Annotated in this window: 15 protein-coding genes; 14 read left to right on the top strand and 1 reads right to left on the bottom strand. The window is 27.0% G+C overall.

Features of this window, described 5'->3' with window-relative positions:
- From HTZ87_RS02050 to HTZ87_RS02020, 7 genes are read left to right on the top strand one after another with little or no spacing between them, the layout of a single operon-like run.
- The gene (locus HTZ87_RS02050) at positions 1-7,992 is read left to right on the top strand and encodes a PDxFFG protein (RefSeq protein ID WP_174892907.1); all 7,992 of its coding nucleotides are present in this window, start codon (positions 1-3) and stop codon (positions 7,990-7,992) included.
- Positions 7,993-8,002: 10 nt separating this feature from the next.
- Positions 8,003-10,987, top strand: coding sequence for an ABC transporter substrate-binding protein (locus HTZ87_RS02045; protein ID WP_217481409.1), 2,985 nt, complete (start codon positions 8,003-8,005; stop codon positions 10,985-10,987).
- A 10-nt stretch (positions 10,988-10,997) separates the two neighbouring features.
- Complete coding sequence (locus HTZ87_RS02040) at positions 10,998-12,077, top strand: ABC transporter permease (RefSeq protein ID WP_174892906.1); 1,080 nt, start codon at positions 10,998-11,000, stop codon at positions 12,075-12,077.
- 7 nt (positions 12,078-12,084) lie between these two features.
- Positions 12,085-13,062 (top strand): ABC transporter permease, encoded by a 978-nt coding sequence (locus tag HTZ87_RS02035; protein ID WP_174892905.1) that lies wholly within the window; start codon positions 12,085-12,087, stop codon positions 13,060-13,062.
- A 6-nt stretch (positions 13,063-13,068) separates the two neighbouring features.
- Positions 13,069-13,641, top strand: a complete 573-nt coding sequence (locus tag HTZ87_RS02030) for a hypothetical protein (RefSeq protein ID WP_174892904.1) — start codon at positions 13,069-13,071, stop codon at positions 13,639-13,641.
- Entirely contained in the window at positions 13,622-14,968 is a 1,347-nt protein-coding gene (locus tag HTZ87_RS02025; protein WP_174893175.1) for an ABC transporter ATP-binding protein, read from the top strand. Before HTZ87_RS02030 ends, HTZ87_RS02025 begins: the two co-directional genes overlap by 20 nt.
- The gene (locus HTZ87_RS02020) at positions 14,961-16,298 is read left to right on the top strand and encodes an ABC transporter ATP-binding protein (RefSeq protein ID WP_174892903.1); all 1,338 of its coding nucleotides are present in this window, start codon (positions 14,961-14,963) and stop codon (positions 16,296-16,298) included. The genes HTZ87_RS02025 and HTZ87_RS02020 overlap by 8 nt, the downstream gene beginning before the upstream one ends.
- 98 nt (positions 16,299-16,396) lie before the next feature.
- Here HTZ87_RS02020 and mip read toward each other — a convergent pair whose 3' ends face one another.
- Entirely contained in the window at positions 16,397-18,820 is a 2,424-nt protein-coding gene (gene mip / locus HTZ87_RS02015) for an Ig-specific serine endopeptidase MIP (RefSeq protein ID WP_174892902.1), read from the bottom strand.
- A 222-nt stretch (positions 18,821-19,042) separates the two neighbouring features.
- Here mip and HTZ87_RS02010 point away from each other — a divergent pair, with 222 nt between their 5' ends.
- The 7 genes from HTZ87_RS02010 to scpB all read left to right on the top strand — a co-directional run bounded on the left by HTZ87_RS02010 (position 19,043) and on the right by scpB (position 26,895).
- The gene (locus HTZ87_RS02010; RefSeq protein WP_174892901.1) at positions 19,043-19,792 is read left to right on the top strand and encodes a hypothetical protein; all 750 of its coding nucleotides are present in this window, start codon (positions 19,043-19,045) and stop codon (positions 19,790-19,792) included.
- Between the two features lie 226 nt (positions 19,793-20,018).
- Positions 20,019-24,017 carry a hypothetical protein gene (locus HTZ87_RS02005; protein WP_174892900.1) on the top strand — a complete coding sequence of 1,333 codons (3,999 nt, stop codon included), beginning with the start codon at positions 20,019-20,021 and terminating at the stop codon, positions 24,015-24,017.
- A gap of 93 nt (positions 24,018-24,110) precedes the next feature.
- The gene (locus tag HTZ87_RS02000) at positions 24,111-24,374 is read left to right on the top strand and encodes an HPr family phosphocarrier protein (RefSeq protein WP_174892899.1); all 264 of its coding nucleotides are present in this window, start codon (positions 24,111-24,113) and stop codon (positions 24,372-24,374) included.
- Between the two features lie 115 nt (positions 24,375-24,489).
- Entirely contained in the window at positions 24,490-24,807 is a 318-nt protein-coding gene (locus tag HTZ87_RS01995; RefSeq protein WP_174892898.1) for a 4'-phosphopantetheinyl transferase superfamily protein, read from the top strand.
- Between the two features lies 1 nt (position 24,808).
- Complete coding sequence (locus HTZ87_RS01990) at positions 24,809-25,576, top strand: 1-acyl-sn-glycerol-3-phosphate acyltransferase (protein WP_174892897.1); 768 nt, start codon at positions 24,809-24,811, stop codon at positions 25,574-25,576.
- Positions 25,563-26,333: a segregation/condensation protein A gene (locus tag HTZ87_RS01985; protein ID WP_174892896.1), complete on the top strand. Its 771-nt coding sequence runs from the start codon at positions 25,563-25,565 to the stop codon at positions 26,331-26,333. The genes HTZ87_RS01990 and HTZ87_RS01985 overlap by 14 nt, the downstream gene beginning before the upstream one ends.
- Positions 26,323-26,895 carry an SMC-Scp complex subunit ScpB gene (gene scpB, locus HTZ87_RS01980; RefSeq protein WP_174892895.1) on the top strand — a complete coding sequence of 191 codons (573 nt, stop codon included), beginning with the start codon at positions 26,323-26,325 and terminating at the stop codon, positions 26,893-26,895. Before HTZ87_RS01985 ends, scpB begins: the two co-directional genes overlap by 11 nt.
- The last annotated feature ends 34 nt before the right edge of the window (positions 26,896-26,929 follow it).

Raw genomic sequence — 26,929 nt, 5'->3', positions numbered from 1 at the left:
ATGAAATCAAACAAAAAAAGAAAAAAGTTTAATTGAAGAGCTTCGGTTTGACCTAAATACGTGATTTCAAGTGCACTTATTTTCGCTGCAACCGCAACAACTATTTCGTTACTTAAATACAATTCAGTTAATCAACAAGCTGAAAAGGGTGTTGAAAAGAATGAATTAAGAAATGAATTTATTGAAATTAGTAAAGCAAAAGTATCTTTTGTTACTACTGATAAAGCTTCATCAATTGCTGAGTTCGACCCTTTAAGAGGTGAAAACGGTGAAGTATTAGTTAATGGAAAATGAGTTGACTACGATAAATTCTTAAATGATTATTTCGAAGAACATCATTCACTACCATTTTTAAACATTAGATACGGTAACTTTGATTTTTACAATGAATATTTAGAAGCTGTTAATGCTGTAGATTTTTATAATTTTACCCAATGATTTATGAATAATGTTTCATGAGGTCCAGAAATTATAACTCTTAAAGAGTTTTCAATCGTTAAAGGGGTTGAACAACACGGTAATAGCATTACTTTAGGGGCTCACTCAAACGAAAATAAAGAATATACACAAATTAAATTCTACCCTGATGCATTTTTTGGTTCAATACCATTACACAGTACACTGAGTGGTGCTGGTAATGCATCTGATTCATTACTATACAAAGTTAACAAAAAACTTTGAAGTTATGAAGAAGTTCAAAAGTTTTTATCAACAGTTTCTAAATATAATTCATTTTCAAATACTTCATTAGAGACTTTAAAAAGATTTTCATTTAGAAAAATTAGTGATGTTCGTTCTTTAAAAAATAAAAAAGTATTTGTTGTATCAGGTGCTTTACCTGAATCAATTAAAGAAAATTCATTTAGTGAAATAGAGAAAACTAGAATAAACTTACCTTCTGATTATATATCAGTTGTATATGCAAAAAATGTTGAAGAAGCCAAAGCAAAATTTAAAGAATATGCTAAACAGTATTCAAAATTAGATAAATTTAACACTTTAGAAAATCTAGACAATTTTACTTTTGAAGAAAAAACTATTATTGATATTAAATATAGTTTTTACAACGAAGGAATTGAGCATGGTTACTCTGATAAATATTTAAGAATATTCTTTGATGATGGTAAATCTATTGCCTTATTCAACGCAATTAATGATGCTGAATATAAATATTTAGATGAAAAAGGTGATGATGTATATAAAAAACCTGATAATGTTGAAAGTATTGAACAAGGTTTAGATCATAACCGTATTAATTTTGGTAATTTATCAGCTGATATTAGAGCTTTATATGAACAATTTATATTAAGAAATGAATCTTTAGATCAAACTGTTTTTGACAAAATTGATGAATATATTAATTCACAAGTTCAATTAAAAGAAATTGATGCTGAAATTGTTAAAAATAATGATATTGTACAAAAAAGTAAAAAAGAATTTAAAGACATTTTAGCTGCATACCAAGAAAACAAAGAAACCAATCAAGCTAAAATTAACGAATTAAATATTGAAATAGAATCAAAAAACAACGAAATTACAGGATTTAAAGAAGAAATCAAAACTCAAGATGATGAAGATGAAATAAAAGAACTTCACTTTAAAGTATTTAAATTGGAAAAAGAAATTGAAGATTTAAATATACAAATTTCTGATTATCAAGATGCAATTAATAGATCACAAGCTAAAATTGATGAATATACAAAATTAATTCCAACAGAAGAACAATTAAAAGAAGCTCATAAAAATATTTCTAACTTAGTTGCTAGAAAAAGAGAAGTTAATTTATCTGGACAAAAAAGATTATTAGATGAAAAATTAGTTAAAGCTGGAATAGGTAGCGAAAAATTTGAGACTGTAATTAATTTAAAGAAATTATTAAACAAATTAGACCAAGTTGAACAACAAGAAATTGATTTTAGCAATTCAACAATTCAACAAAAATTTGATTATGTTAAAACAATTCATGAATTTTTAGTTCAAAATAGACCTTTATTTAATTTATATAGTGAGGTTTTAAATGGTAATATTTTCGCTGAATTAAAACCTGAATCAGATCGTTATGTTTTATACTCAATTGACTTAGGTTATGTGCCTACACAATTAATTGCAGTTGACGAACTTAATAAATTAACTGATGAAACCCAAATTAATTGAAGAGAATACTACAATATTGATGGTTTCTTAAGATCAAAAATTGAAAAAGAAGCAGCGAGCCACTCTGAAAAAAGTGATTTTTACATTTATGCTCCAAATATTAGCTCAATATCTGATGGTTATGATACAGAAGAAAAAGTAAAAGCATTCCAACAAGAAGCTATTGATGCAATAAATGTGAAAACAAGTGAACTTAATGCTATTAAAGACGGATTTTTATACGATGAAGAATTAGTTGCAAAATCTAAAAATATTACCGATTCTTTAAATCAATCTAATTTTTCAGATTTAATGGAACAATATAATTCAACACAAGAACAACTTGATGAACTTTCTAAAGAATATAAACAAAATATACGTAATTATGTAGCTGTTATGACACTAAAAACAGTGGCAGAAGCAGAAGAAAATGGTCAAAAAGTATTTTATAACGAAATCAAAAAAGCACTTCTTGAAAATGATGATCTTTCTGAATATACAAATGATTTTATGTCTATTTTAGATAATTCAGATGCATTAAGAAAAGAAATACAAGATAAATTGGTATTTTTCAAAACTAAAGTTGCGCAAAAACTACAAGAATTTGTACGTATTTATACAGAAGTAATTTCAATTACAACAAGTTTAGATTCAGAATTTAATTCATTCAATAAGTTAAGTGCCGAAAAATTTAAAGATTCACTTAATGCTATAATCAATAAAATTTCTGATGCAGATTTATTAGATTTATCAACTAACCAATATATGGAAGATCTAATTAAAGAAAGTATCGATGAGATCGATTCATTTAATATTCAGCTGAATAACGCAAGTAAAAATGTTCAAACAATATTAAATGACTTTAAAGATTCATTAAATTATCTAAGAAGATTAGAACAAGAATTTAATTTAAACAATTTTGACGATTTAATCAAAAGATACTTTTCAATTATTACAAATCCAGTATTTATGAGTTATGGATTTGCAGGTGAAAGTGATACAAACGAACAACGTATTAAATGAATTGCAGCAATTTTTAAACCGATTATCGAATATAGATTCAATTTAAACGAATCATACACTAAACTAATTGAAGAATACAATGATACAATCGAAGGTTTAGAAAATGATATTAATGATTTAAGTTCTAGCGATGAAGGTGATAATACTAAAAAAATTGAATCATTAAAAGCTGATAAACTTAAATACGAAGTTTATGTTCAATATTACACTGAATTATCTAAAAAAACAGAAATGGGTGAAGAAGATTCTTTTGGTAAAATTGCAAGCAATGCTTATGATACTTTAAAACAAGCCTGAGATAACGAAGATTTTGAAGAAGGCGGGGAATGAGAATATGATTTCGAAGAAGAGAACCCTGCTGCATGAGAACAATTTAAAACTCAAATCGATAGATTCAACATGGGTGTAACTGAGTATACAAAACTTAGAGATAAAACATATGATTCTGCTGAAGCGTTTACACGTAAGAGTTCTAATTATGCAAATGAATTAAAATTATATTTCAATTCATTTAACGAAGTTAAATCTAAATATAACTCAATAATGGATAATACATTCCGTAATGCAAAAAATATTGCTCAAAGAGATACAGCAACTAAAGTTTGATTTAAATCAATGAATGATTCAGAAGGTATAACAATTTCAAACGAAAATCCTTTATACGTTGCTAAATCAAAAATTGAATTAATTCAAAAATTAACAAAAGCTGGACTAATCGGAGATGATACTGATTTAGTTGAGTTTACAAATAATAATATTTATAATGTTAAACTAAACAAAGTAGAGAAAAATGGTACAAAACTATACTTAACATTAAGAGAATATACAGGTCGTGAATTAAGTGATTTCCAAAGTTATTTAAATACCAAATATGTTAAATTAAATATAGATGCAAATCTTGATGAAAAAACAAATGGCGATACATTAGATCAAGTGAAAGATTTATTCAATCTTATTGAATACAAATCTGTAGTTCAACCATTTGCTATAAAAGAAGAAGGAAGCAAAAATATTTCAACACCTAACGGTATTAAAAACGTTTCTACATATAGTGTTTATGTTGAATCATACGACGGCTTTGCTAGTTCATTAGTTAAAAAAGTTCCATGAGCAACAGAAGCATTAGAAGGTGAACACTTAGTTAGAAAATTAAATGATAAAGGTGAATTTGAATACGTTTTAGAAAATGGTAAATACTTTGGTCTAAACCCTGATTCACGTGTAGGTATTTGATCATTGATAGCAATGAACAATAAAAACTACAAAGGTTTAGCAACTGACTTCTTAAAATTCGTTGCAGCCCATGAATACGGTCACCACATGACACTTAATTCATCACAAGATTTAGGAGATAAAGGTAACAAACCAATCTTTGGTTCAGCTCTTACTCCTGGTTCAACACCTAATATTCAAAACTACTACAAAAGAGATGTTATTGACTTATATTTAAAAGCAAGAACTCACTTAAGTTTAAATTCATCACCACTTTTAAACCAACCAAATATCGTTTCTGAAGATAATGATGGAGAATATTTATTATTCAATTTACCTAAAAAAGAAAATAACCAAATTATTAACGATAATAGTACAGTTGAAAAACCTGAAAATGTTTGAGGAAATAAAGTTGGTAAAGAAAACTTAAAAGATGCTCTTTTAAACGATAGCCGTCGTTTCTTACAAACATATGAAGGTCTTTTAAAAGCTGCCGAATCACGTAGAGAACAAAATGGTTTAACTTCTGAAGAAGATAAAAAATGATTAAATATTTCTGACTTATGATTAATGAATACATTAGATCAAAACTCAGGTACACTTAACCCATCTAAAAATTCAGACGCAGAACACCCTGTAAAATACATGGTACAAGATGCTGATGGTGTTTGAAAATTCAAAAAAGCATCATTAGATATGCTTCAAGGTAAAGCTAAAGATGGAATGGGTAATTTAATTGAATTCTACGAATATAATGGTGAAATATTACCTAAAATTGTAGAAGGTGAAAGAAATGAAAAAGGTGAATTCATTAAAATTGATAAAGTCTTAGTTTTCAACAAAGACCAAACACCAATCATTAAAGTACCTTTAGGTATTGACTTCACAGTTGAAGAAAATAACCCATTCTACCAAATGGGTAAAGTTGGTACAAATACCAACGTTAATGTAACTTTACAATACATAAATAAACAAATTAAAGATGCCGAAGAAACAATAAAATCACTTGTTGTTGATAATTACTCAATTAACGGTTGAGATTCAAGTACTTCTAACACTTCATTAGAGCCAAAAACAAGTGTTGAATTCCCTCTTTTAGGAACTTTATTTACTGAATTAGGTCCTGATTACAATAAAACACTTTTACTACCATACTTAGATAATGTTAAATCAAGAAAACGTAGTGATGGTTCAGTTAATCCATTATACTTTATTGCTAAATACTACGGCGAAGATGGTGAAGTACTTTATGATAGATTACAAAACATTAGTAAAAATAACATAATTAGAAATAGCCAAGCTGTATTACAAGAAGAATTTTACTTAAATCCATATTCAGAAAAATCAAAAGACGAGTCAAAACTTGTTGATGTAATTCTTGAATTATATTTAGGAACAGGTGGAACATACGAAACACTTTCTGCGGGTGGAAAACACGTTCTATGATTAAATGAAAATGAACAATATTTACCAAACGTAAAATTAGATAAAATATTTACAACTGGTTTCTTAGATGGACAATTAAGTGCTGATATATTAAAACAATTAGAACAAAAACAATTTATGGATTGAATGAGTCCTTTTGTTGCTAAATTTATCGGTCGTGATGTTGCTAATAATAGTTACTTAATGATTAATGCAAGTGGTGATGTAGTTTCTAAAAACACTATAAATGATACATTGCCTAACTTCGCGGAATTCCGTACACTAAAAATTAACCAAGGTATAACAGCAAAAGATATAGAAAACAACTTATTTAATAGTTACTATGTAATTGGTAAAAATGGTGTTAAAAATTACGGTTTTGACATTGAATTTAAAGACTTTGATAGCTTCCTTGCATTTTCAAGCGTTGATACAACAAGAGCTATTTTAGATGTTGAAAATAATGTTGTGAATTGAGATTTAGATTATGTTAAAGCTAGATTCGATATTGATAAATTTGCTAGAGAATTTAAACTTGCTTTATCAAAAGAAGAAAATTTAACTTCTGAAGAAAAAACTTACTACAATAATTTAGTACAACATAATAGTGAACAAGAATATGCAAATGAAATAATGAAAAGATTTACAAGTTCATCATTAAACTTATTTACAAAAGACTACACATTTAAACAAATTAAAGATAAAATCAACGAAAGTAAAGAAAACGAATTAAGATATGGTTGAATTTTTGATAAAAACTTAGGTTATGGAAAATTCAAATCAGACGGTGTTCTTGTTAGTGATAAAGCTAGAGAAAATGACCAATGAACAATATCAGTTAAAAAATTCTTTGATACATATCAAAAATTTGCAGACGATAATCAAGTTGATTTAGATCAATTCTCATTATTTGATGATCTAGTTTTAGATGATAAAATTCAAGTTTATACAACACAACTTTTATATAATTTAAGACTTTCAAAATTCCAATTCAAAGATATATTACTATCATTCGCAAGAGGAAAAACTAAGAAAATTAAACCTACAAGTGATGTTGAAGCATACTTCAAAACTAAAACAGAACGTAAATTTAACGAGTTATTCTCAGATTATACATATTCATTTGCTGAAGTAATTAACCGTGATAATTTACAAGTTACATATTCACCTTCACAAGATGAATATAGAAACTTACCAAGCTTTTTATCAGGATTAAATGAAGCAAATACTGGTTTAGAATACGTTTTAGATGGTTCATATACAGCTAAATGAAGAGACTTAATGTTTAAATTCAAAGGTGAAGAAAAAGACACAGTACAAAATACAATTGTTGAATTTGAGTTAAGAAATGATGATGAAGATAAATATAGATCAGAAAAAATTGGTACTTCATATGTTCCAAGTGATCTAGCTTCAAATGATAACTTCTCAGATGATCAAAATAAATCACCATTATACTTAGGTCGTTTCCAATCAATTAACAACGGTTGATTCAAAGACCGTTGATATAGAGATTTACTTGATTTTAGACTTTACGATGATCAAGGTATCTCAATTCAAGATGATACAATCCGTATAACAGATTTAGAAGGTAATACAGTTACAGATAGAGCTAAAGCTTACTGAGAATATTACATTCAATCTCAAGGTGTTGGAAAACGTAACGTTTCTAACATTTGAAGAAACACAGATAAAGATGCTATTGCAATGTTTGGTTACTTAAATAACGAAGATGTTGAAAAAGCAAACTACTTAGTGTTTGAAGATTTAGAAACTAAAGAAATTAAAACAGTAAAACTTAATAAAAAGAATAGTAGTAATATGTTCTACTACAAAACACAAAATGTTAATAATGAAAAAGATCCTAACGCACGTCACTGATTGAAAGATGAAAAATATAATTACACTGATTCAAACGGTCATCATGAAGGTACAGGATTTACAGCGTGAGTAAGTGATTATGCAATTATGTCTAATTACTCAAATAAATTATTAACACCAAACCATGAATACAAAATTTACTTTGCAAAAGACGCTTCTGGTGTGAAAACATTAGAAATAGATTTAGGTACTGCACAAAGTATTTCAGAAAATGGTAAAACATTCTCACAAGCACCTACATCAATTTATATAAAAGAAATTGATGGGAAACAAGTGCCTGTATTCAAAGTTGGTGTTCAATTTAACGGAACTAAATAAAAGGAGAAAGATGAAATCAAGAAATAAAATAAAAACATTTTTATTTGCAATAGCTTCATTTTCGCTTCCTTTAGTAGGTGTTGCTTGTTCACAAGCTACATCTAAAGAGGCGACCAATAATGAAACAGATGCTAAAAACAAAAATATACTTAATGCAAAAACTTTAAATTCAGTTAAAGATTATGATTTAGGTCTTGCATCAAATCCAATTAACTCTTTGAATTACATTAAGTATCCTTCTGTAAATAAAATATTACCTTCATTGGTAGAGTCACCAATTAAATCAGGACCTAACGAAGCGATTAAAAGAATTGCTAATATACCAAGAATGAATTGAGGTTTACATCAATCTGAAGACGGTACAGTAGATTCGTTTTTAAAAGAAAATCCAAATCCGGAAAATTCAGGAATGTTTTATTCTTTAGATAATTTTGGATCTGCACCAGGAACATTAAATACTGACCAAACTGAATATTATGCAGTAAATTCAATTATTACTACAAATAATAAATTTTTAACATCAAACATATTTTTAAATGATGGTCAAAGTAAATGAAGTAATGGTGATTCGGTAACGGCTGATGATTACATTGACGGAATTCACTACATTTTAGATTTAGAAACCGGTTCACAAAGAATTACTTCAACATTACAACGTAAATTTAAAAATGCAAATGAGCTAATGCAAGCTCAACAAGAATACATTCAAAAACATAATGTTGCATTTAAAAACCCATTTGCCTACCCACCAGTGGTAAATGTAAATGGTAAATGAGAATATGATGTATTCAATCCTGAATATCAACCTTGAGGGTCACAAAATATAGGTGATGAAGAAGATGTGTTAAAAATTAAAAATAACGCATTAGCATTAGGATTATATTCAGGTAGAATGTACTGAAATTATGATAATAAAACAATTTTAAGTGCTATACCTTATTCACCTGATTTTGATTTTGAAGCTGAAGAAACTTTAGTGATGCTACCTAACCCAGAGTACTCATTAAAACTTCACACAGAAAAAGAGTTAGAATCAATACCACAAAGACTTCCTAAAAGAATTAGAAAATACTTATATTTCGACCCAAAACAAACTGTATCAGATGATTTTAAAGCATTATTAAGAGAATCTAGAAGTTTAAAACATAAAATGGGAGACTTAAAATACAGTGAAGAAACTAAAGAAGAATATATTGAAAAAATTAACAAAATATACAAAAATTTAGTTTCGAACGGACAAACAACCGTTAACAACGATTTTATTACAAAATTAGAACCTAAAAAATACTTTAAAAATAGACTTTTAGGACTTGATGAATACACTTTAAGAATTGGTTATGATGAATATGAACCTTCAAGTATTAATAGTGCTTATCGTGATTTAGAAGGTGAATTAATACCTGTTAATAGATTATTTATAGAATCTATTGGTGGGATTAAAGAATTTGGACTTAAAAAAGAAAACTTTTTAACAAATGGTCCATTCAACATTGATGATTTAGTTTTAGGTCCACAAGGTTATGTTTTATTAACAAAAAATAATCAATATTATTCAGCATCTAAAACTATAAGTAATAGAATTAAAATATTCTTTTCAAATGAGCCAAACATAAATTCAGCTATGTTTGAAGATGGATACATTTCTGCAACAAGAATTCCATCAGTGCTTCAATGACAATATTGATCAGATTTAAATACTAGAAAATATATGAATAAATCAAATGGATTCGGAACTATTGCTCTAGGATTTAACTTAGACAAAGAAACTAATAAAGATTCTTTTGTTAATGATCAAGATTTAAGAAATGCTATTTATTATGCAATTGATAGAAATGAGATGTTAAATATCGTTGGATGAAACACTTCATTTCCAGTTATAACATGAACTGCATTTGGTCAAGCCTCATCAAGTTTTGGTGATGCGGTTGAAGCAGGTTTTGAACATGATTATATGTTTGCTAAATACGGTAAATACCCAGAAGATAAAAAAGATTCATCTAATTATTTAAATCAAAATGTGTTTAAAAAAGCACAAGAAAAAGCTGAAACAAACGAATGAGGTATTCCAATACCTGTTCAAAATTATACTCACATTGATCATATATCAAAAGCAATGAAATTCGAAACTGTTGATAGAACTGATAAGGGATACCATTTAGATGTGGCTAGAGCTTATCTTAATAAATTTAAAGAAAAACATCCAGGTCTAAACCATGTTACTTTAAAATTTATTTCAAACTCAACAGATGAACAAAAAAATGCTGGTTTAGCTCTTAAAGACTTTATGCAAAAAGCCTTTGGTGATTTTATTGAAATTGATATCAAAAACTTACCAGAAAACGTTTATGAAGATTGAAGAACCACAGGTAAATTTGATTTAATTTATCGTAACTTCGATACATTCGGAAGTGATATTTATTCATATATAAGAGTTTTCTTAAAACCAGATGAAATTAATTCAAAACAACAAAAAACAACAGGATTTAGAAATAACCCAGTAGGAAGTTGAATTTACAATGACTACTTTAAAGATTTAGGTTACTCTAGAGACGAAAACAATAATTTAGTAATTAAAAATGAAGCAGATAAAGCAAAAATTGAAGATCTTAAACAAAGATTAAGAATTTTAGGTGGAGAAGAAGCTCCAAACAAACCTAAAGGTCCAAATGTTTGAGAAAAAATAGTAGATCTTTCAGTTATGTATAATAACGAAAGTTTAAATGACTATACACAACGTTATTTAAGATTCTTTACAAGTCAGTTTACTGATAAAGAAAAAGAAGAAGGATGAACCGAAGTTATTGCTTTTGCAGTAATTGCTGGTTTTGAAAAAATAGTACGTGAAACAGCGCCGGTTATTCCGCTTATGGAAGTAGATACATATTGAGAAGTAACAAGAGTTAATGGTGTAAGTGGTTTATACTCATATTCATTACAATATGCTTATGATGTGCTTAATCCACCTGCTGCTAACTTACCAACAATAATTAAATAGGAGAAAATAGATGAAAATAAAAAATACAAATAACTTTGTAAACGAAAATGAATTAAATTTCAAAGATAAAAAATTAGTTAATAATAATTCATTTGTCGATTTTGCAAACAAAATTAAACCTAAAACGTCGCTTTTAAACGAAGTATTTAACACACAATCAAGATTAGTTAGATCATTAAGAAGACTATTTATTATGTCTTTTGAGTTTTTTACTATTGCTTGAATAGTTGTTACAATTACATTCTTCTTAATTAACTCAATACCAGGATCTACTACATTAACTTCTGGACTAGATGAAGCGTCTAAAAAAGCTATTGAAGCACAATATGGATTAGATAAACCTTTATTCCAAAGGTATCTAATCTACTTACAAAACTTATTACATGGTGATTTCGGAATTTCTTACTCGGTCTTTCCAGGACAAAATATTAATGATTTTGTTTGAGTCAGATTCTATAAATCATTCTTAATTGGGATTTTCTCAGTTGCATTAACACTAATAATTGGTATTCCAATTGGTGTTTATGTTGGAATGAATCCAGATAAATTACCTGACCATATTGCCACAGTTGTTGTTTCAATTTTCTCATCAATTCCATCATTAGTATTTGCGCTATGATTATTATTACTAGGTCGTATTATTAATATACCTTATTTATTTGTGCATACAGATATTACGACATATATACTACCTGGTTTAGCTTTATCTTTAGGTTCTATTATTGTTTATATTAAATATATTAGAACTGAATTAAATCGTGAGTTAAACTCACAACATGCTAAATTTTGTTATCTAAAAGGATTATCAAAATCTAGATTCGTTTGAACACACGCATTAAAACCATCATTATTCCCAATCGCAACATTCTTCCCGGTAGTTATCTTTGGTAGCTTCATTGGTAGTTTGTTCGTAGAACAAATCTTCTTTATTACAGGTTCTGGTGGTTTATTACTTAATGCAATTACCTCAAAAGATTACAATATTATCTTATTCATGGTAACAATATTCTCATTATTAACAATTCTCTCATATACAACTCGTGATGCTCTATACAAATTAATTGACCCACGTGTAAGAAGAAGAAAGTAGGACTAAAATGATTTTTAAAACAAAAAAACAACATACATCGCCAAACAACGAGCATGGTAGAGATTTAGCGCCAAATCGTTTTATCCAACCACTAAACTATAAAAAATGAGAATTAATTGGTAATTTACTTGAGTACCATGAATCAAAAAACATTAAAAAACAACAAAACAAATGATCTGAATTATTTTACAGATACTCTAGAAGTTATGCAGGTGTTTTTGGGCTAATATTATTTTTAACAATAGTTATTAGTTCACTTATAATACCTTTCTTCACTAAAAATCCTGAAACATTAAACATTGATAATAAATATGAAAACTTCTTTGAAAACGGTTCAATTTTTGGAACAGATTACTTAGGACGTGATTTATTTGGACGTCTATGATGAGGGTTAAGATATTCTCTTGCTCTTGCGTTAGTAACCACAATTATTCAGGTTGCTATTGGTTTATTAATCGGTATTACAATGGGTCATTTTAAATTATTTGACACTATTATGACCTATATAATCAAAATTATTTCAAACGTTCCGTCCATTATTATATTAATCGTTATTACAATTGTGTGAAAACCAACTTTCTGAGTTATAGTTTTCGCCCTCACCTTTACTTCATGAACTGGTATTGCTAACCAAATGAGATCGCAAGTATTAAGAGCAAAAAACTTTGAATGAGTTGCCGCTTCAAGTATTTTAGGTACACCAACTTATAAAATATTACTTAATTACTTACCAGTTGTAGTTCCGCTTTTAGTAACAGAAATAGTATTCCATATACCAGGTGTTATTCTAAGTGAAACATCCCTTGCCTTCATTGGTTTAAGTATCGATATACCAACATTAGGAAACTTAATTTCTGAAGGTTCTAAAGTCTTTACAGCATATCCAAGATATGTTCTAATACCGTCAACAATGCTAGTTTTACTTACAACATCAATTCAATTAATATCAGCAAGTGTGCAAGATTCATTATTAAGACAAAGATAGGAAAATATGAAAGTTAAATCAAAAAAATTCAAAAAACCTAAAATTAAAGCTAAAAAAGTTAAAAAAGAACTTGAGTATACTTATATTAGAGAATACGAAGATGTAGTTGAATATGTAACTGAAACAGAACAATATGAAGTGGAAGTTCCGGTTTATGCCGATGTAGAAGTAAAAGAAGAAGTTGTTGAAGAACAGATAATTGAAGAAATTATACCTATCGAAGAAGTTGAAGAAGAAACAATTCCGGTTATTGAAGAACCACAACCAATCGTTGTCGAAGAAATTAAAGAAGAGATTCTTGAAGAACCAACTCCAGTAGTTGAAGAAATAAAAGAAGAAATTGTGGAAGAACCGCAAGCAACTGTTGTTGAAGAAGTTAAAAAAATAGATGTTGCAAACTGAAAAGAACTAACCTATAAAGAAAAAGTTCAATATTATTCAGAAACAATGGTTACAAATTTAAGTTCAAACTTAGAATTAAATAAAGCACCATACACAAGACTTTATCCAAAAGTTATTCAAAAATTAGCTAAGCCACACAAAAAAGACTTACTAGAAGTTAAAAAAGAAAAAAAATAAAACATTCATTAGAGGTGTTGTTGACTTTTGAACAAATATTTATAATAAATTAAAACGTTTATTTACATTCAAAAAACAAAACACAACATTAGAATTTCAAAAATACATAGATAACGCAAAAACAGAACATGTTTTAGACCAAGATCTAAAAGTTGCTGCTGAAATTGAAGATATCTATTTAACATTTAAAAATCCAGCTAATCCAAGTGAGAAAAACTTAGTTTTAAGAGGTCCATCTCTTAAAGTTTATGAAGGTAAAATTCACGCTATTATTGGTGAATCTGGTTCAGGTAAATCAGTTATAACATCTCTGTTATACGGTTTAACTGGTAATAATTCAATCATCGAATCTGGTTCAGTTAAATTATATGGCTTAGAAGTTCATAATTTCAACTTATTTAACTGAGAAAAATCAAAACTTAGAGGTAGAGTTGTATCTGCAGTATTCCAAAACCCGATGTCAATTTTAGATCCAACCATGAAAGTTGGTAAACAAATTACTGAAGGTATGATGATTAATGGAATTACTAAAACTAAAAAAGAAGCTGTTCAAGAAGCAATTAAATATCTTAAATTAGCTAAAATTAATAACCCAGAAAAAGTAATGCAATTATATCCACATGAACTTTCTGGAGGTATGATTCAACGTATTGCTATTGCCGCAATTGTTAGTTTAAAACCAAAAATTTTAGTTATGGATGAGCCTACAACCGCTCTTGACCCTACAGTTCAAGCCTTAGTGCTAGATATAATTAGAGAATTACAAGAACAATTTAAAATTGCGATTGTATTTATTACTCACGACTTAGGAGTTGTTGCATCTATTTCTGAATTTATTAATATTATGTATGCTGGTCAAATTATTGAATCAGGTACACGTGAAGAAATTTTAATGCACCCACAACATCCATATACTTGAGGTTTAATTTCATCAATGCCTGATTATAACAATGATGAAAGATTAAGCGTTATTAAAGGAGCTGTTCCTTCATCACTTAATGATATTCAAGGTGACGCTTTCGCAATACGTAATGATTATGCCTTAGGTAAAGATTTAGAAGAAGAATCAGATTTTTACTATGTATCAAAAACTCACTATGTAAAATCAAGTTTACTTGATAAACAAGCACCACATTATCGTCCACATAAAATTATTGAAAATCTTTGAAAAAGATATTTCAATCGTTTAGAGAAAATCTATGGTAAAAACTATTTTGTTAGCCAAGAAGAATATCTAGATGAATACAATAAAACAGAATTATATAACGCAGAAGTAATTAAATTAAGAGAATTAGAAGAAAAGAACCAGGAGCAAGTTGATGAATAAAGAAAAACAATATTATGTCGAATCAAATTGACTAGGTAAAAAACAGTACCGTGAAGTTAGAGAAGGTACTGAACAAATGTTAAATTCTGTAGATAAAGAAAAAATTCTTGAAATTAGAAATATGGATGTTACATATGGTCACGGTGCAAAAACATTTTATGCATTAAAAGACTTTAACTTAAACATTTATAAAGGTGAAGTTTTAGGACTAGTTGGTGAATCAGGTTCTGGTAAAACAACCGCTGGTAAAGCTATTATAGGTTTAACACCACATAGTTTTGGTCAAATTAAAATTTTAGATAGAGTGATACCTAAAAATAAAAACAAGGTATTTAAATGATCTAAAAAAGGTAAAGATATTATTAACTTTATGGTTAATAAAGTTCAAATGATTTTCCAAGATCCAACTAACAGTTTAAATCCATTTAAAGATGTTGAATCTATCATTGGTGAAGGTTTAACTAATACTAAAAATGCTAAAGAAATTTACATTTATAACTATGATAGTAGAGTAAAAAAAGAGATTTATTCTGAATTATGTGATATTCACCATTCACAATTCTTTGGTGATTATGAAAAATGATTAGATAAAGAACTTGCTATTAATGAAAACACCGCTTATGATGCTTTTTACAATGATTTTAATACTAAAGTAAGAGAATTAAAAAATAATTATTTAAACAAATTTTTAGATAAATATATTGTCGAAAGAGAAAAGTTAAAAAAACTAACAGAAAAAGAAGCTAAGGCTTTATTAATTAGAGAAATCTTAGGTTCAGTTGGACTTGATGAAACTGTTTTAGGAAGATACCCATTAGAATTCTCTGGTGGTCAACAACAACGTATCGGGATTTGTAGAGCAATTGTTCTAAAACCACAAATCTTAATTGCTGATGAACCTATTTCAGCTCTTGATGTTTCAATCCAAGCTCAAGTTATTAACATTTTCAAAGAACTTAAAGAAAAATATGATTTAACAATTTTATTTATTGCCCACGATTTACGTATGGTTGAATATATTTCTGATCGTATCGCTGTTATGAATAAAGGTACACTTTTAGAAGTTGGACCTGCAAAATCAATAGTTCATAACCCTCATCACCCATATACACAAAGTTTATTAGATGCAGTTCCTTCTATTGAAGCGGAAAAAGGTTCACTTGTTGGTGAAACATATGATCCAAATATGCATAATTATGATGAAGAAAACCAACCTAAATGAATTCAAGTTGGAGATCAACACTTTGTGTTAGCTTCTGAAAAAGAAATTGATCAATTTAAAGCAAAAGCAACAGAATACAAGAATAAAAAGTTAAATAACAATCAATAATTTATTAAATAAAATTTGACACATGTTTTAGTGTCAAATTTTTATATGCTTAAAAATAGTATTAAAATGATACTTCCTAGAACGAAGTATCATTTTTATTATTTCTTAAACACAAAGGCTTGATCTATATTTTCGGTTTCAAAACCATTTTTAAATAAATGAGTTTTATTTTGTACACTGTTTTTTTCTAAATATGATTTAATTGCTTCACGATATGAAGTTTTTTGATCTTTACCAGTTCCGTAAATAATATCATATTGAGGCATATTATAGTCACCATATAATTGTTCAAGATTATATCCATTTGATCTAATTGCTAAAGAAGCTGATAACATGCTTCTTGCATAACCGGTTGTTATTATTGAAACTAATTTATTATCTTTAGTTCTAATTGAAGAACCTGATGAACCACCTGCAGGTGAATAGTTTTTTAGCGCATAACCTAAACCAGCTTCGTAATAGTCTAAACCATCATCTTTTGAGTGGAATAATTTACCCGTGCTTGATGGAGCGTGTATAAATTTATCAAATACACCAGCTTTATCTTTAAAACTTCTCATTGAAATTGTGCTAGATAATTCACCACCTTGATCAAGTATATCTTTTGAAATCTCACTCATTAAATTTGGCTTATTGTAATACTCATAGGTTTGATTAGTTCATAAACTAAACTTACTATTTGCATCTTCTAATTGATCACTATTTTTTAACTTTTCTTCTTCATTTAATTCTAAATAAAAGTCGTTAAGATGTCTAGTTTTGGTTGAAGGGTATGATAATGCATATAATTGGTCTTTATCACTATCTAGTTTATTACTATTTGTTTCGTCTTTATTCATTTTTGAATATTCATTTAGATAATCATAACTTAAGAAACCAATCTTTTTATCTTCTGGTAATAGTGCATAATTATTTGTAACTTTTTGTGCCAGTTCTTCTGCACTATTAGCATTTAAAAATGAGTTAGCATACATTTGTTCTTGATCATTAAAAAGTTTTTCAAAGTCAATTTCGAAAATAGCAAAATCTAGGTATTCTTGATTTTTATCATCTTTATTTGTACTATATTGAGATGGAGAAGTATTTAAAAAGTCCCTTCCATCAACTACTTTATTGTATGAAGTAGGGTTAAAATATATCTTTGGAATATTTATATCATTACCAACTACTTTTAAAGTTTTGTTCAATTGGTTGTACTCGTTATTTAATCTTGCAAGTGATATATTTTTTATATTTTTTAAGTCAAAACCATTAACCACGTGGTAATTGGTCATAAAGTAAAATTTAGTAGGATATTTATTTTTATCACTTGGTTCTAAATAATCTATTATAAATGCAGTTCCTGAACCTGAATTATATTGATCAGAATTTAATATATTGTAATTTAAAGCATAAAAATTATTGTTATTTACTACATAATCTTTAACTCTATTTTTAGTTCCTTCACTTATATTTAACTTATTTATTTCTTCGTTAAATTTAATAAAGTTTTGATCAAAATATTTTTTATATTGATTTAATGTTTTAATAGGATTTAAGAAATTATCATTATTTTGTTTTAGTAATATACCTCAAATTTTCTTAAATAGAAAGTTACTTTTATCAGTTTTAGTTCAAGTAACTTTATTTCTTTCTAATTCATCCTTTAATTGATTTTTAGTAACTTGATCTTCTACAAAATTAATCATTAGACTTAAATCATCATCAAAATTCATAATTTTAATTAATTCTTCTTTTTCTTTAGAGTCGTTAGTTATAGGATATATATTAAAAGTAATTTGAAATGTTTGTTTAGCAATATTTAAATATGTTTCATTAGTAAGTGTTCTTGCTAAACCAATACTTTTATATGGGTCTTTATTATATGAATCTGCTATACCTTGCACAGCTCCTGGATCATTTTGTTGAATTAACATTCCATTATAATTTCCATTTTGATCATAACTAGGTAAATTAGCGCCAAGTTTGTTTAATGTATCATAATCGAGAAAATTAAGTTTATGTGCTATTTCATTAAATTTATTTTTAGATTCTTGAGTTATATTAGTTTGTCTAATATTAAATGAGTTTTCTAAGTTATTTAAATATTTCATTTGATAGTCAAATTTATCATTTTCACTTAATTTAAAATATTCATTAAAGTTAAAATCTTTATTTTTAGTTTGGTTATCTGGTGATGTTGTACTATTTTCCGAGCTAGGTTCTTTTGATTCTCCTGTATGTTCAGTACTTCCGTTAGAATTAGTTTCTGTTTCTTGTGTTTTTCCTGTGTTTTCAGTTGGGTTTCCTTCCTCTGTATGTTTTGGATTTTGAACTTGATTTTCTTTTTGTTGATCATCTTGTTTTGTATTTGTTTCTGAATCATTATTTATTTTATTATTAATGTTGTCACTTGTTGCTTCATGATCTTTTTCTACATGTTTACTAGTGCTTTTAGGTGTTTGTTGTGCACATGAAATAATAGAAACAGATGATGTTCCTAATAAAATAATAGAACTAAAAATCTTTTTATTTAATTTCATATAAACTCCTTTTTTTGGTTATTAATTTAAATATTTGATATTATATTTTAATTTTAATTAAATTATTATTTTATGATTACTTTTCATAACTTAATTATATTATTTTATTTTTAAAATAAATTTTTAATCAAGTGTTAATGTTTTTATACAAAACAATCTATTTATTTTTATACATATAAGTTATAGGTATTAAGTAATTTAAAAAAATAATATAATATTAATATGAATAATAAAGAAAGAAAAGAAATGATTGAAACTTCTTGAGTAAACTTTATATTACCTAAAAAAAGTTCTTTAAGTCATAATTCAAATAAAATAGATAAATTTTACGAATATTACTCACTTTATAAGTATAGCAATCCGGATTTTATTAGCAATCTTTTAAGGGATGTGGAATATTATGTTATGAAAATTTTCAAATTTCTTGATAGTAATAACATTAAAGTAGTTGATAAATTTAAAAATGATTTATTAGAATGAATTCTATTTAGAATATCGGAACGTTGAACTTCAAAAGATACTAGCACTTTAGAAATTATTAATATGTATAGTACATTAAAATCTGAAATACAGGATTTGGCATTAAGAATTCCACTAACAATGTATGAAAATTTTTTGTCTGATGACGAAATTGTAGACATTAACGAGCATAATGTACCTTTAACAAAAGAAGAATTATTAGACATTGAAAAAAGCATTGAAAAATATGGACCTTTAGAAATTCACTATGAAGATAACACAATTAGTTATAGAAATGAACCTATTATCCCTGATAAAAAAATAACATATGCTTATCGATGATTTCTAGAACATTATAAATTAAATTTAAATATGGCTAAAAGTGATTTAAATGGATTATATAAAAAACTTAAAGAAATTAATGAGTTTGGTTGTTTAGATAAATATTTAGACAGTAATGGTTATCTTGATTATAAAACTTTGTTTAAAGAACAAAAATTATACGCAGAATAAAAATAGAATTTAGACATTATTAGCATCAAATAAATGCTAATATTTTTTTAATTTTTAAACTTTTTGAGATTATCATAATATAAATTAAAAAATTTAAAAGTTGTTTTAAATCACAAAAGTGAATTTATTTCATATTTTTAGTATAAAATACTACATTTATTCAAATAATTAACAAACTCTTAAAAAGTAGTAAAATTATTTAAATAGACAAAAAAGTGAGGTTTTTATGAAGAAAAAAAGAATTTTTATTGCATTTCCTATGCTTTTAACTTTAACAACTGGGGTAGTCGCTTGCGGAACTAATTCTAGATATGAAAGTAAAAATAAAGATGAAAGCGTTAATTCCAAACCAAGTAACCCTGATACAGAGACTGGCAGTGAAAATCCGCAAACACCAGATAGTTCAACAGGAGATAAAATAATTCCTGATAAACCAAATCCTGGTGAAGGTGATACAAAAAATCCTTCAAATCCTGATATATCTAATCCTGATGATGGCGTAGTAAAAGAACCTGAAAATAAAAATGATAAAGATGGAGAAACAGAGGGAACTATAACTGAACCTGAAGTACCTTCAAAACCAGAACAACCAAACCCTGATGAAGGTGGAAGTGAAGTACCTTCCAATCCTGTTGAACCTCAAAAACCAGGTGATAAAGATGGTGAATCAAGTGGTGGAACTGTAACTGAACCCGAAGTCCCTTCAAAACCAGAACAACCTAACCCTGATGAAGGAGGAAGCAAAGTACCTTCCGAACCTGTTGAACCTCAAAACCCAGGAAATAAAGATGGACAAACAGATGGTCAAGATAATTCAGGCAACAATCAACAAGAATATACAATATCTAAAAATGATATAAATGTAACTTACGATAGTGCTAATGTTAAAATTCAAATAAGTAATTTTAATAATTTTTATACTAGTGATTCACAAATAAAAGCTAAATTATCTGATGATCAAGTTGTTACGGGAAATGTTACTATAGAAGGTGATTTGATAAAAGTGTTATTTGCTTTTAATAACCTATTAGAAGGTAAAAAATACGATATTAGAGAATTTACATTAATAAAAAATTCTCAAAATACAATTTTGAAATTCGATGAAGAGATTTCATTTACCACAGGTATAAAACCTACTACAACAGACTTTGAACATAAATCAAACAAAGAAATTTCTAATAATGTATTTTATAATAGTTTACAAACTGCAAATGATTATAGTGAAAATGATCTAAATTTAAGTTCATCATTTGATAATAATAATCAATTTTATAATTCATACATTTCAGTAGTTAACAATAATGTTTCTGAGTCAAAAACTATAGAAGAAGAACCAAAAGCGACAAATATGCAAGAAATAACCTTCGAAACTTCAGAAGTTAATAACGAAAATATAACTTTTACCGTTCCTCATTCTGTTTCGAATATTAATCAAATTTTTGTAAAGAGTTGAAATAGAGTTAAACCTTGATCTAAATGAATAACAGTAACTCAAAGTGGTAATAAAATTTTATTAAATACATCAGATTTAAATAATGATGTTAAATTTGTTGTTACTTATGTTAAAAATGAGGAAAATACATATGTAGTCGGTTTAAATGGTAAAAATATTTTCTTAAATAATTCAAAATTACAAAATCTAAGTATAAATTCTTTTGAAGTCGTTAAAGAAGAAAAAGAATTATTCGGTAGATTAATTCTAAATTGAAATTCCGAACAACTTGAAATACTAAAAAATAAATTATTTGAAATAACATTCAAAGCCAAACAAAAAGTATATGAAGAAAAAACAAGACAAGAAGAATCTAGTGATATTTTTAATAGACGTACAATAACAGTAGTTACAAATAAACACGAGCAAATAGATGATAAAAACAGGGTTCAAGACATTAAGAAAGTATTTGTAACTTTTGATCAACTTCAAAAATTCAACTTAAGTGGATTGCAAGAAAAAATAACATATAAATTAGAAAGCGTTCAAATTTTAGATCCTGATATGCTTGTTTCGTTATCGGACGAAATTAAATATAGTAGTGATAAATACTTTAGTTATAATGTTAATTGAAGTTCTAACATACAATTAAGTGATCAATTATACAATTCTACAAACAATAATGTTGTTTCAGCAAATAGTAATTTAGTTTCGACTAAATTAGATCTAACTAAAAAGGAATTATTTTCTAACCACTCTATAAGTAAGGATAAAATTCCATTTTCAATAAATAATTTATCAACTTTAATAAATTACAATTATGAAGTTTTTAATGTTAAAAATTTATTTAAAAATAGACAAGAATATAATGGCGCAAGAAATGAAAAAGAGTTTGTTGATTATAAAATTTTAAAAAATGGTAGTGAATATGATCTACATTGATTTAAAACAAGAGATTATTTAGCGGAGCAACCTTTCCAAATAAATGAAGATAAAACCTTCGCTACAATATCTAAAGATATAAGTGGTATTGAAGGATTAAATTCAATTTCTGATGAAGACGTAATTTTTTGAATTACTTTTGAATTAAACCCTAATCCACAAAAAGCGTTGCATTGAACTGAATTTAATGATGTTTCTTCAAGAATTACAATTCCAGTTTCGTATAAAAATATTAAAGAAAGCAAAATGATTCCTAACGCTGAATTTATCTATAATACAACTTCAGAAAATAATAAATATCAAGCAGATATTGCTTCTAAAATTAAAAATTTGGTTCAATTTGATATTGAATTACAAGGCGATAAACTAATTATTAAATTAAGATCTAAAAATAAAGCTGTATTTAATAATACAACTTGAGAACATAATTCATACCAAGGTAGATCGATTTATATAACTACTGCTGACTTATTTGTTAATTGAATTCAACAAAAAAGTTCAAGTAAAAAATTGCTAAGTTATAAACAAAAAGATAAATTAGATGAATTATCATTAGAAACAAGTGCAACAGCTTATAATGATACTTATGAATTAAAAACTAAAACATATAAAAGAGACCAACCTTCTGAAAATGGCACTGTTAAAACCATCACTATAGAAGGGCATTTAGTTGATCAACCTTTAAAAGAGGATGTGGTAAAAAGACTTTTTGAAGAAGATAAATCTAAAGGTATTGAACAAGGTAGAAAAAGAGTTTATTCATTATCTAAAAAATCTGATGGTTCATGAAATATTTTCGCTAAAGTTAATGATGATCCAAATGATTATCGTTTCTGAACCTTTGCTAATTATCATGTTTGAGACACTAACAGAAAAGATACATCAGGTTTAGCTAAAGAATCGATAAACTCTTCTGGTAATAGAGTATTAACTATTAAAAAAGGTGAAATAATCGCACCGACAATGATTTCCAAAAATATAGAAGATAAGCAACAACCAATTTTCTATAGACCTTCAAATGATCAAACTAAAGATCCTTTAGGAAATATATTTGAATTTGACTTTAGTGACTCCGAAGATGCTATAACATATGAATTAATCGTCGATTTTTCAAATAATGTTAAGAATAATTTTGATTCATTTAATGATAACTTAGGTACAAAACAAGTTAGAAATCCAGAAAATGAACAAGTTAGCAAATATGATGATACTAAATATCGTGATCAACAAATGAATCGTGCTGACTTATTAATGGCTATTGTAGATTTTAGAGCAATTTTCAAAAAGTTTGAAAATAAAAATTTAGCTACAGATGAATTTGATGGAAAACATTTAGATGTTAGACAACAAAAAGCTATTCAACATATTTTAGATTTTAAAAAGTTAAAACCGCTGAGAGTTTCTAAATTATCTAGATATATTAACACATATAATAATATGAATTTATATGTTGCTTCGTTACCTAAAGTGCCTACAAATAACCATGATGGTACAATTGAAGCCTCAAGATATAGAGAATACATTTTTGGAGTAAACTCAATTAAAGTTGATTTTACCGCTCCGGAAAACACATCAAAATCATATAATGCCGCTGTTTATAGTGAAATTGATAACGTTGACTTATTTAGTGGTGCATCAGGATCTGCTATTTATGATCATAATGGTGATTTTATTGGATTTATTGAACAAGGTACTTATGCAACTATAAATAACTTTATTTTTTCCGAAACACAAAAGTACTCATATTTTGGTAATGATGATACTAAATATAACCCAGGTACATTCAATTCTATAAACAAACAATTAGCTTATTTATATCCAAGTAAATTTAAGAATTTATTCGATAAATAAAATATTTAAACAATTATTATTAGGCCTAATTTAGGCCTTTTATGCTATAATATTTTAGTAAAACAATAAATTTTTTAATTAAGAAAGGTTAACATGAAGGAATTTACAGTTAAAATAGTAGACCCAATCGGATTACATGCTCGTCCAACAACTTTAGTATCACAAGCTGCTGCTAAATTTAAATCTGATTCATTTATAATAAGTAATGGTCGTGAAGCAAACTTAAAGTCAATTATGAACATTATGGCTTTAGGAATCAAACACGGTGCAGAAGTTACTGTTAAAGTTTTAGGAGAAGACGAAGAAGAAGCTATCAAAGCACTTCACGATACATTTGTATCACTTGAATTAATATAATTCTATTTATCTCTAGATATTTTCTAGAGATTTTTTTGTGTTAAAGAGTATATTTAATTATTAAAAAATTCATTACAATTTATTTATATAAATAAATTAATATATAATATTAAATATGAAATATAACGTAGGTATTGATTTGGTAAAAATTTCAAGATTTGAGAATAAATCAATAAAATTTGCAAAAAGAATTTTAGGCAATGAAGAATTCAATTGTTATATAAACCTACCCGATGATAAAAAAACTTTATTTTTAGCTAGATCGTGAGCTATTAAAGAAGCAATTTTCAAAGCTGATAATAGCTATTTTAATTTTTCTCAAATAGATTTAAAAAAAGAAAATAAAGTATGAAAATTTAAAAATTTTGCAATTAGCATTTCACATGAAGAAGGTTTTTTAGTCGCTTTTGTGATTGTTGATAAGGAGATCTAAAATGAAAAAATCAATAAATATAAAAATAAAAATATTGTTTTCTGCAATACCATTTTTTCTTAAAATGATAAAAATTAAAAGAATGTTAAAAAAATATAAAAAAACACCTGAAATGGTGAGCGAAGAACAAAGATATGCATACTTAACAAAAGTTGCTAAAAAAGTTCTTAAAATTTACAATATAGACTTAGTAGTTAAAGGGTTAAGTAATTTACCAGCAACAGGTGGAAGTATTTTAGTACCAAACCATAAATCATATCTTGATGTTGTAGCTTTAATGGTAGCTTTAGAAGAAGAATCTAATGAATATAACATAAGCCAAAGAATACCTGTTTTTATTGCTAAACAAGAACTTAAAAGTTCAAGATACATTAATCGTGCAATGGAATTAATGGATACATTTTTAATTGATCAAAACTCAATTAAAAATAGTTTAAAAACATTCAAAGAATTTACTACATATGTAAAAGAAAATAAAAGGTTCGGAATTGTTTTCCCTGAAGGTGAAAGAGTTTACAAAGAAGAAGTTGGAGAATACAAAGCAGGTGTCTTTAAAGTAGCTGCAGAATCATACATGAACATTATCCCTGTAACAATTTCGGGTGCACTAAATTCATTTGATGTTAACAGAAAAGGTAGAAGAACTATTACAGTTAACTTTTTAAGAGAAATCAAAGCTAGAGACTTAATTACACAATCTCCATCGTCTGTTGCTAAAAGAGTTCAGATGATAGTAGATAAGGAAATTGAAAAGTATGAAGATAGTTAAGAAAAATATTAATTACGATACAAAGTACGAATTTAATTTAAAGAACTTTGATGGACCTCTTGATTTATTATTAGAATTAATTAAAGCTAAAAAAATTGACATCATGGATGTTAATTTAGTTGAATTAGCTACTCAATATATTGAAATAATTAACAAAATAACTGAAGACGAATTAGATGTCGCTGGTGATTATTTAGCTATGGCAGCTAACTTAATTAACTTAAAATCAAGAATGATTTTAAGAGATCCAGAAGATGAACCAGATTTAGAACTTGAAGAAGAAAAACAAAAACTTATACAAGAATTGATCGAATACGAGCACTTTAAAAATGTTCGTGAAGCATTAAAAACATTCCAAGGTTTACGTCAAGATATTTTTATTAAAAAACCAAGTGATATTGAAGAATATTTATTAGATAATGATAACTCTAAATTAGACGGTCATTCAAGTCCGCTTAAACTTATCAATGTAATGCGTAGAATGTTTGAAAGAGTTTATGCACAAAGATTACGTGAAACTAAATTGGAAAAATTTAATTTAACTCCTTCAGATCAATTCCCTTTTATTAAAGGGTTAATGAAAGTTAACGAAAAAGTGGATTTTGAACAAATATTTACACAACCTTCAATTAACCACTTTGTTGTTACTTTAATTGCATTACTAGAATTAGCAAGACAACAATTCCTAGTAATTCATCAAGACGAACAATTCGATACTATTTACATAACAAGAGGAGAATCATACAATGAAAAATAATATTATTGAAGCACTTTTATACATTCAAGGTGATGAAGGTTTAACTTTAGAACAAGTTAAAGAAATCTTCGGCACACAAACTTTAGCAGAAGCTAAAAAAATATTAATGGACTTCCATAAAGAATTTAACGAACAAGGTAGAGGGTTAAAAGTTGTTAACTTCAATGATGTTTATAAATTGGCAACACGTGAAACAGTAAAAGAATACGTTACAAAAATGGTTTCAATTGTTAGACCTAATCGTTTATCAAATGCTGCAATTGAAGTTGCAGGAATCATTGCTTATAAACAGCCTATTACTAGAAGTCAAATCAACAAAATTCGTGGTGCAGCTTCTGAACAAGTAGTTAACACTTTATTAATTAAAGGTGTTATTGAAGAAGTGGGTATCGCACACACACCAGGTCGTCCTGTTTTATATGGTGTTACAAATAAGTTTTATGATCACTTTAGAATTTCTACATTAAGAGAATTGCCTAAAATGGATGATTTCAACTACATAGATGGTGTTGAAAACGAAAATAATGATTTTGATTTATTCCAAAGTCAAAGAGAAGAATAATATAATTCGCATTTATTGCGAATTTTTATATAAA

Source organism: Mycoplasma sp. OR1901 (assembly GCF_013348745.1).
Taxonomy (GTDB): Bacteria; Bacillota_I; Bacilli_A; order Mycoplasmatales; family Metamycoplasmataceae; genus Mycoplasmopsis.
Note: the sequence above shows the minus strand (reverse complement) of the source record. Positions and strands in the feature narration are given on the sequence as shown.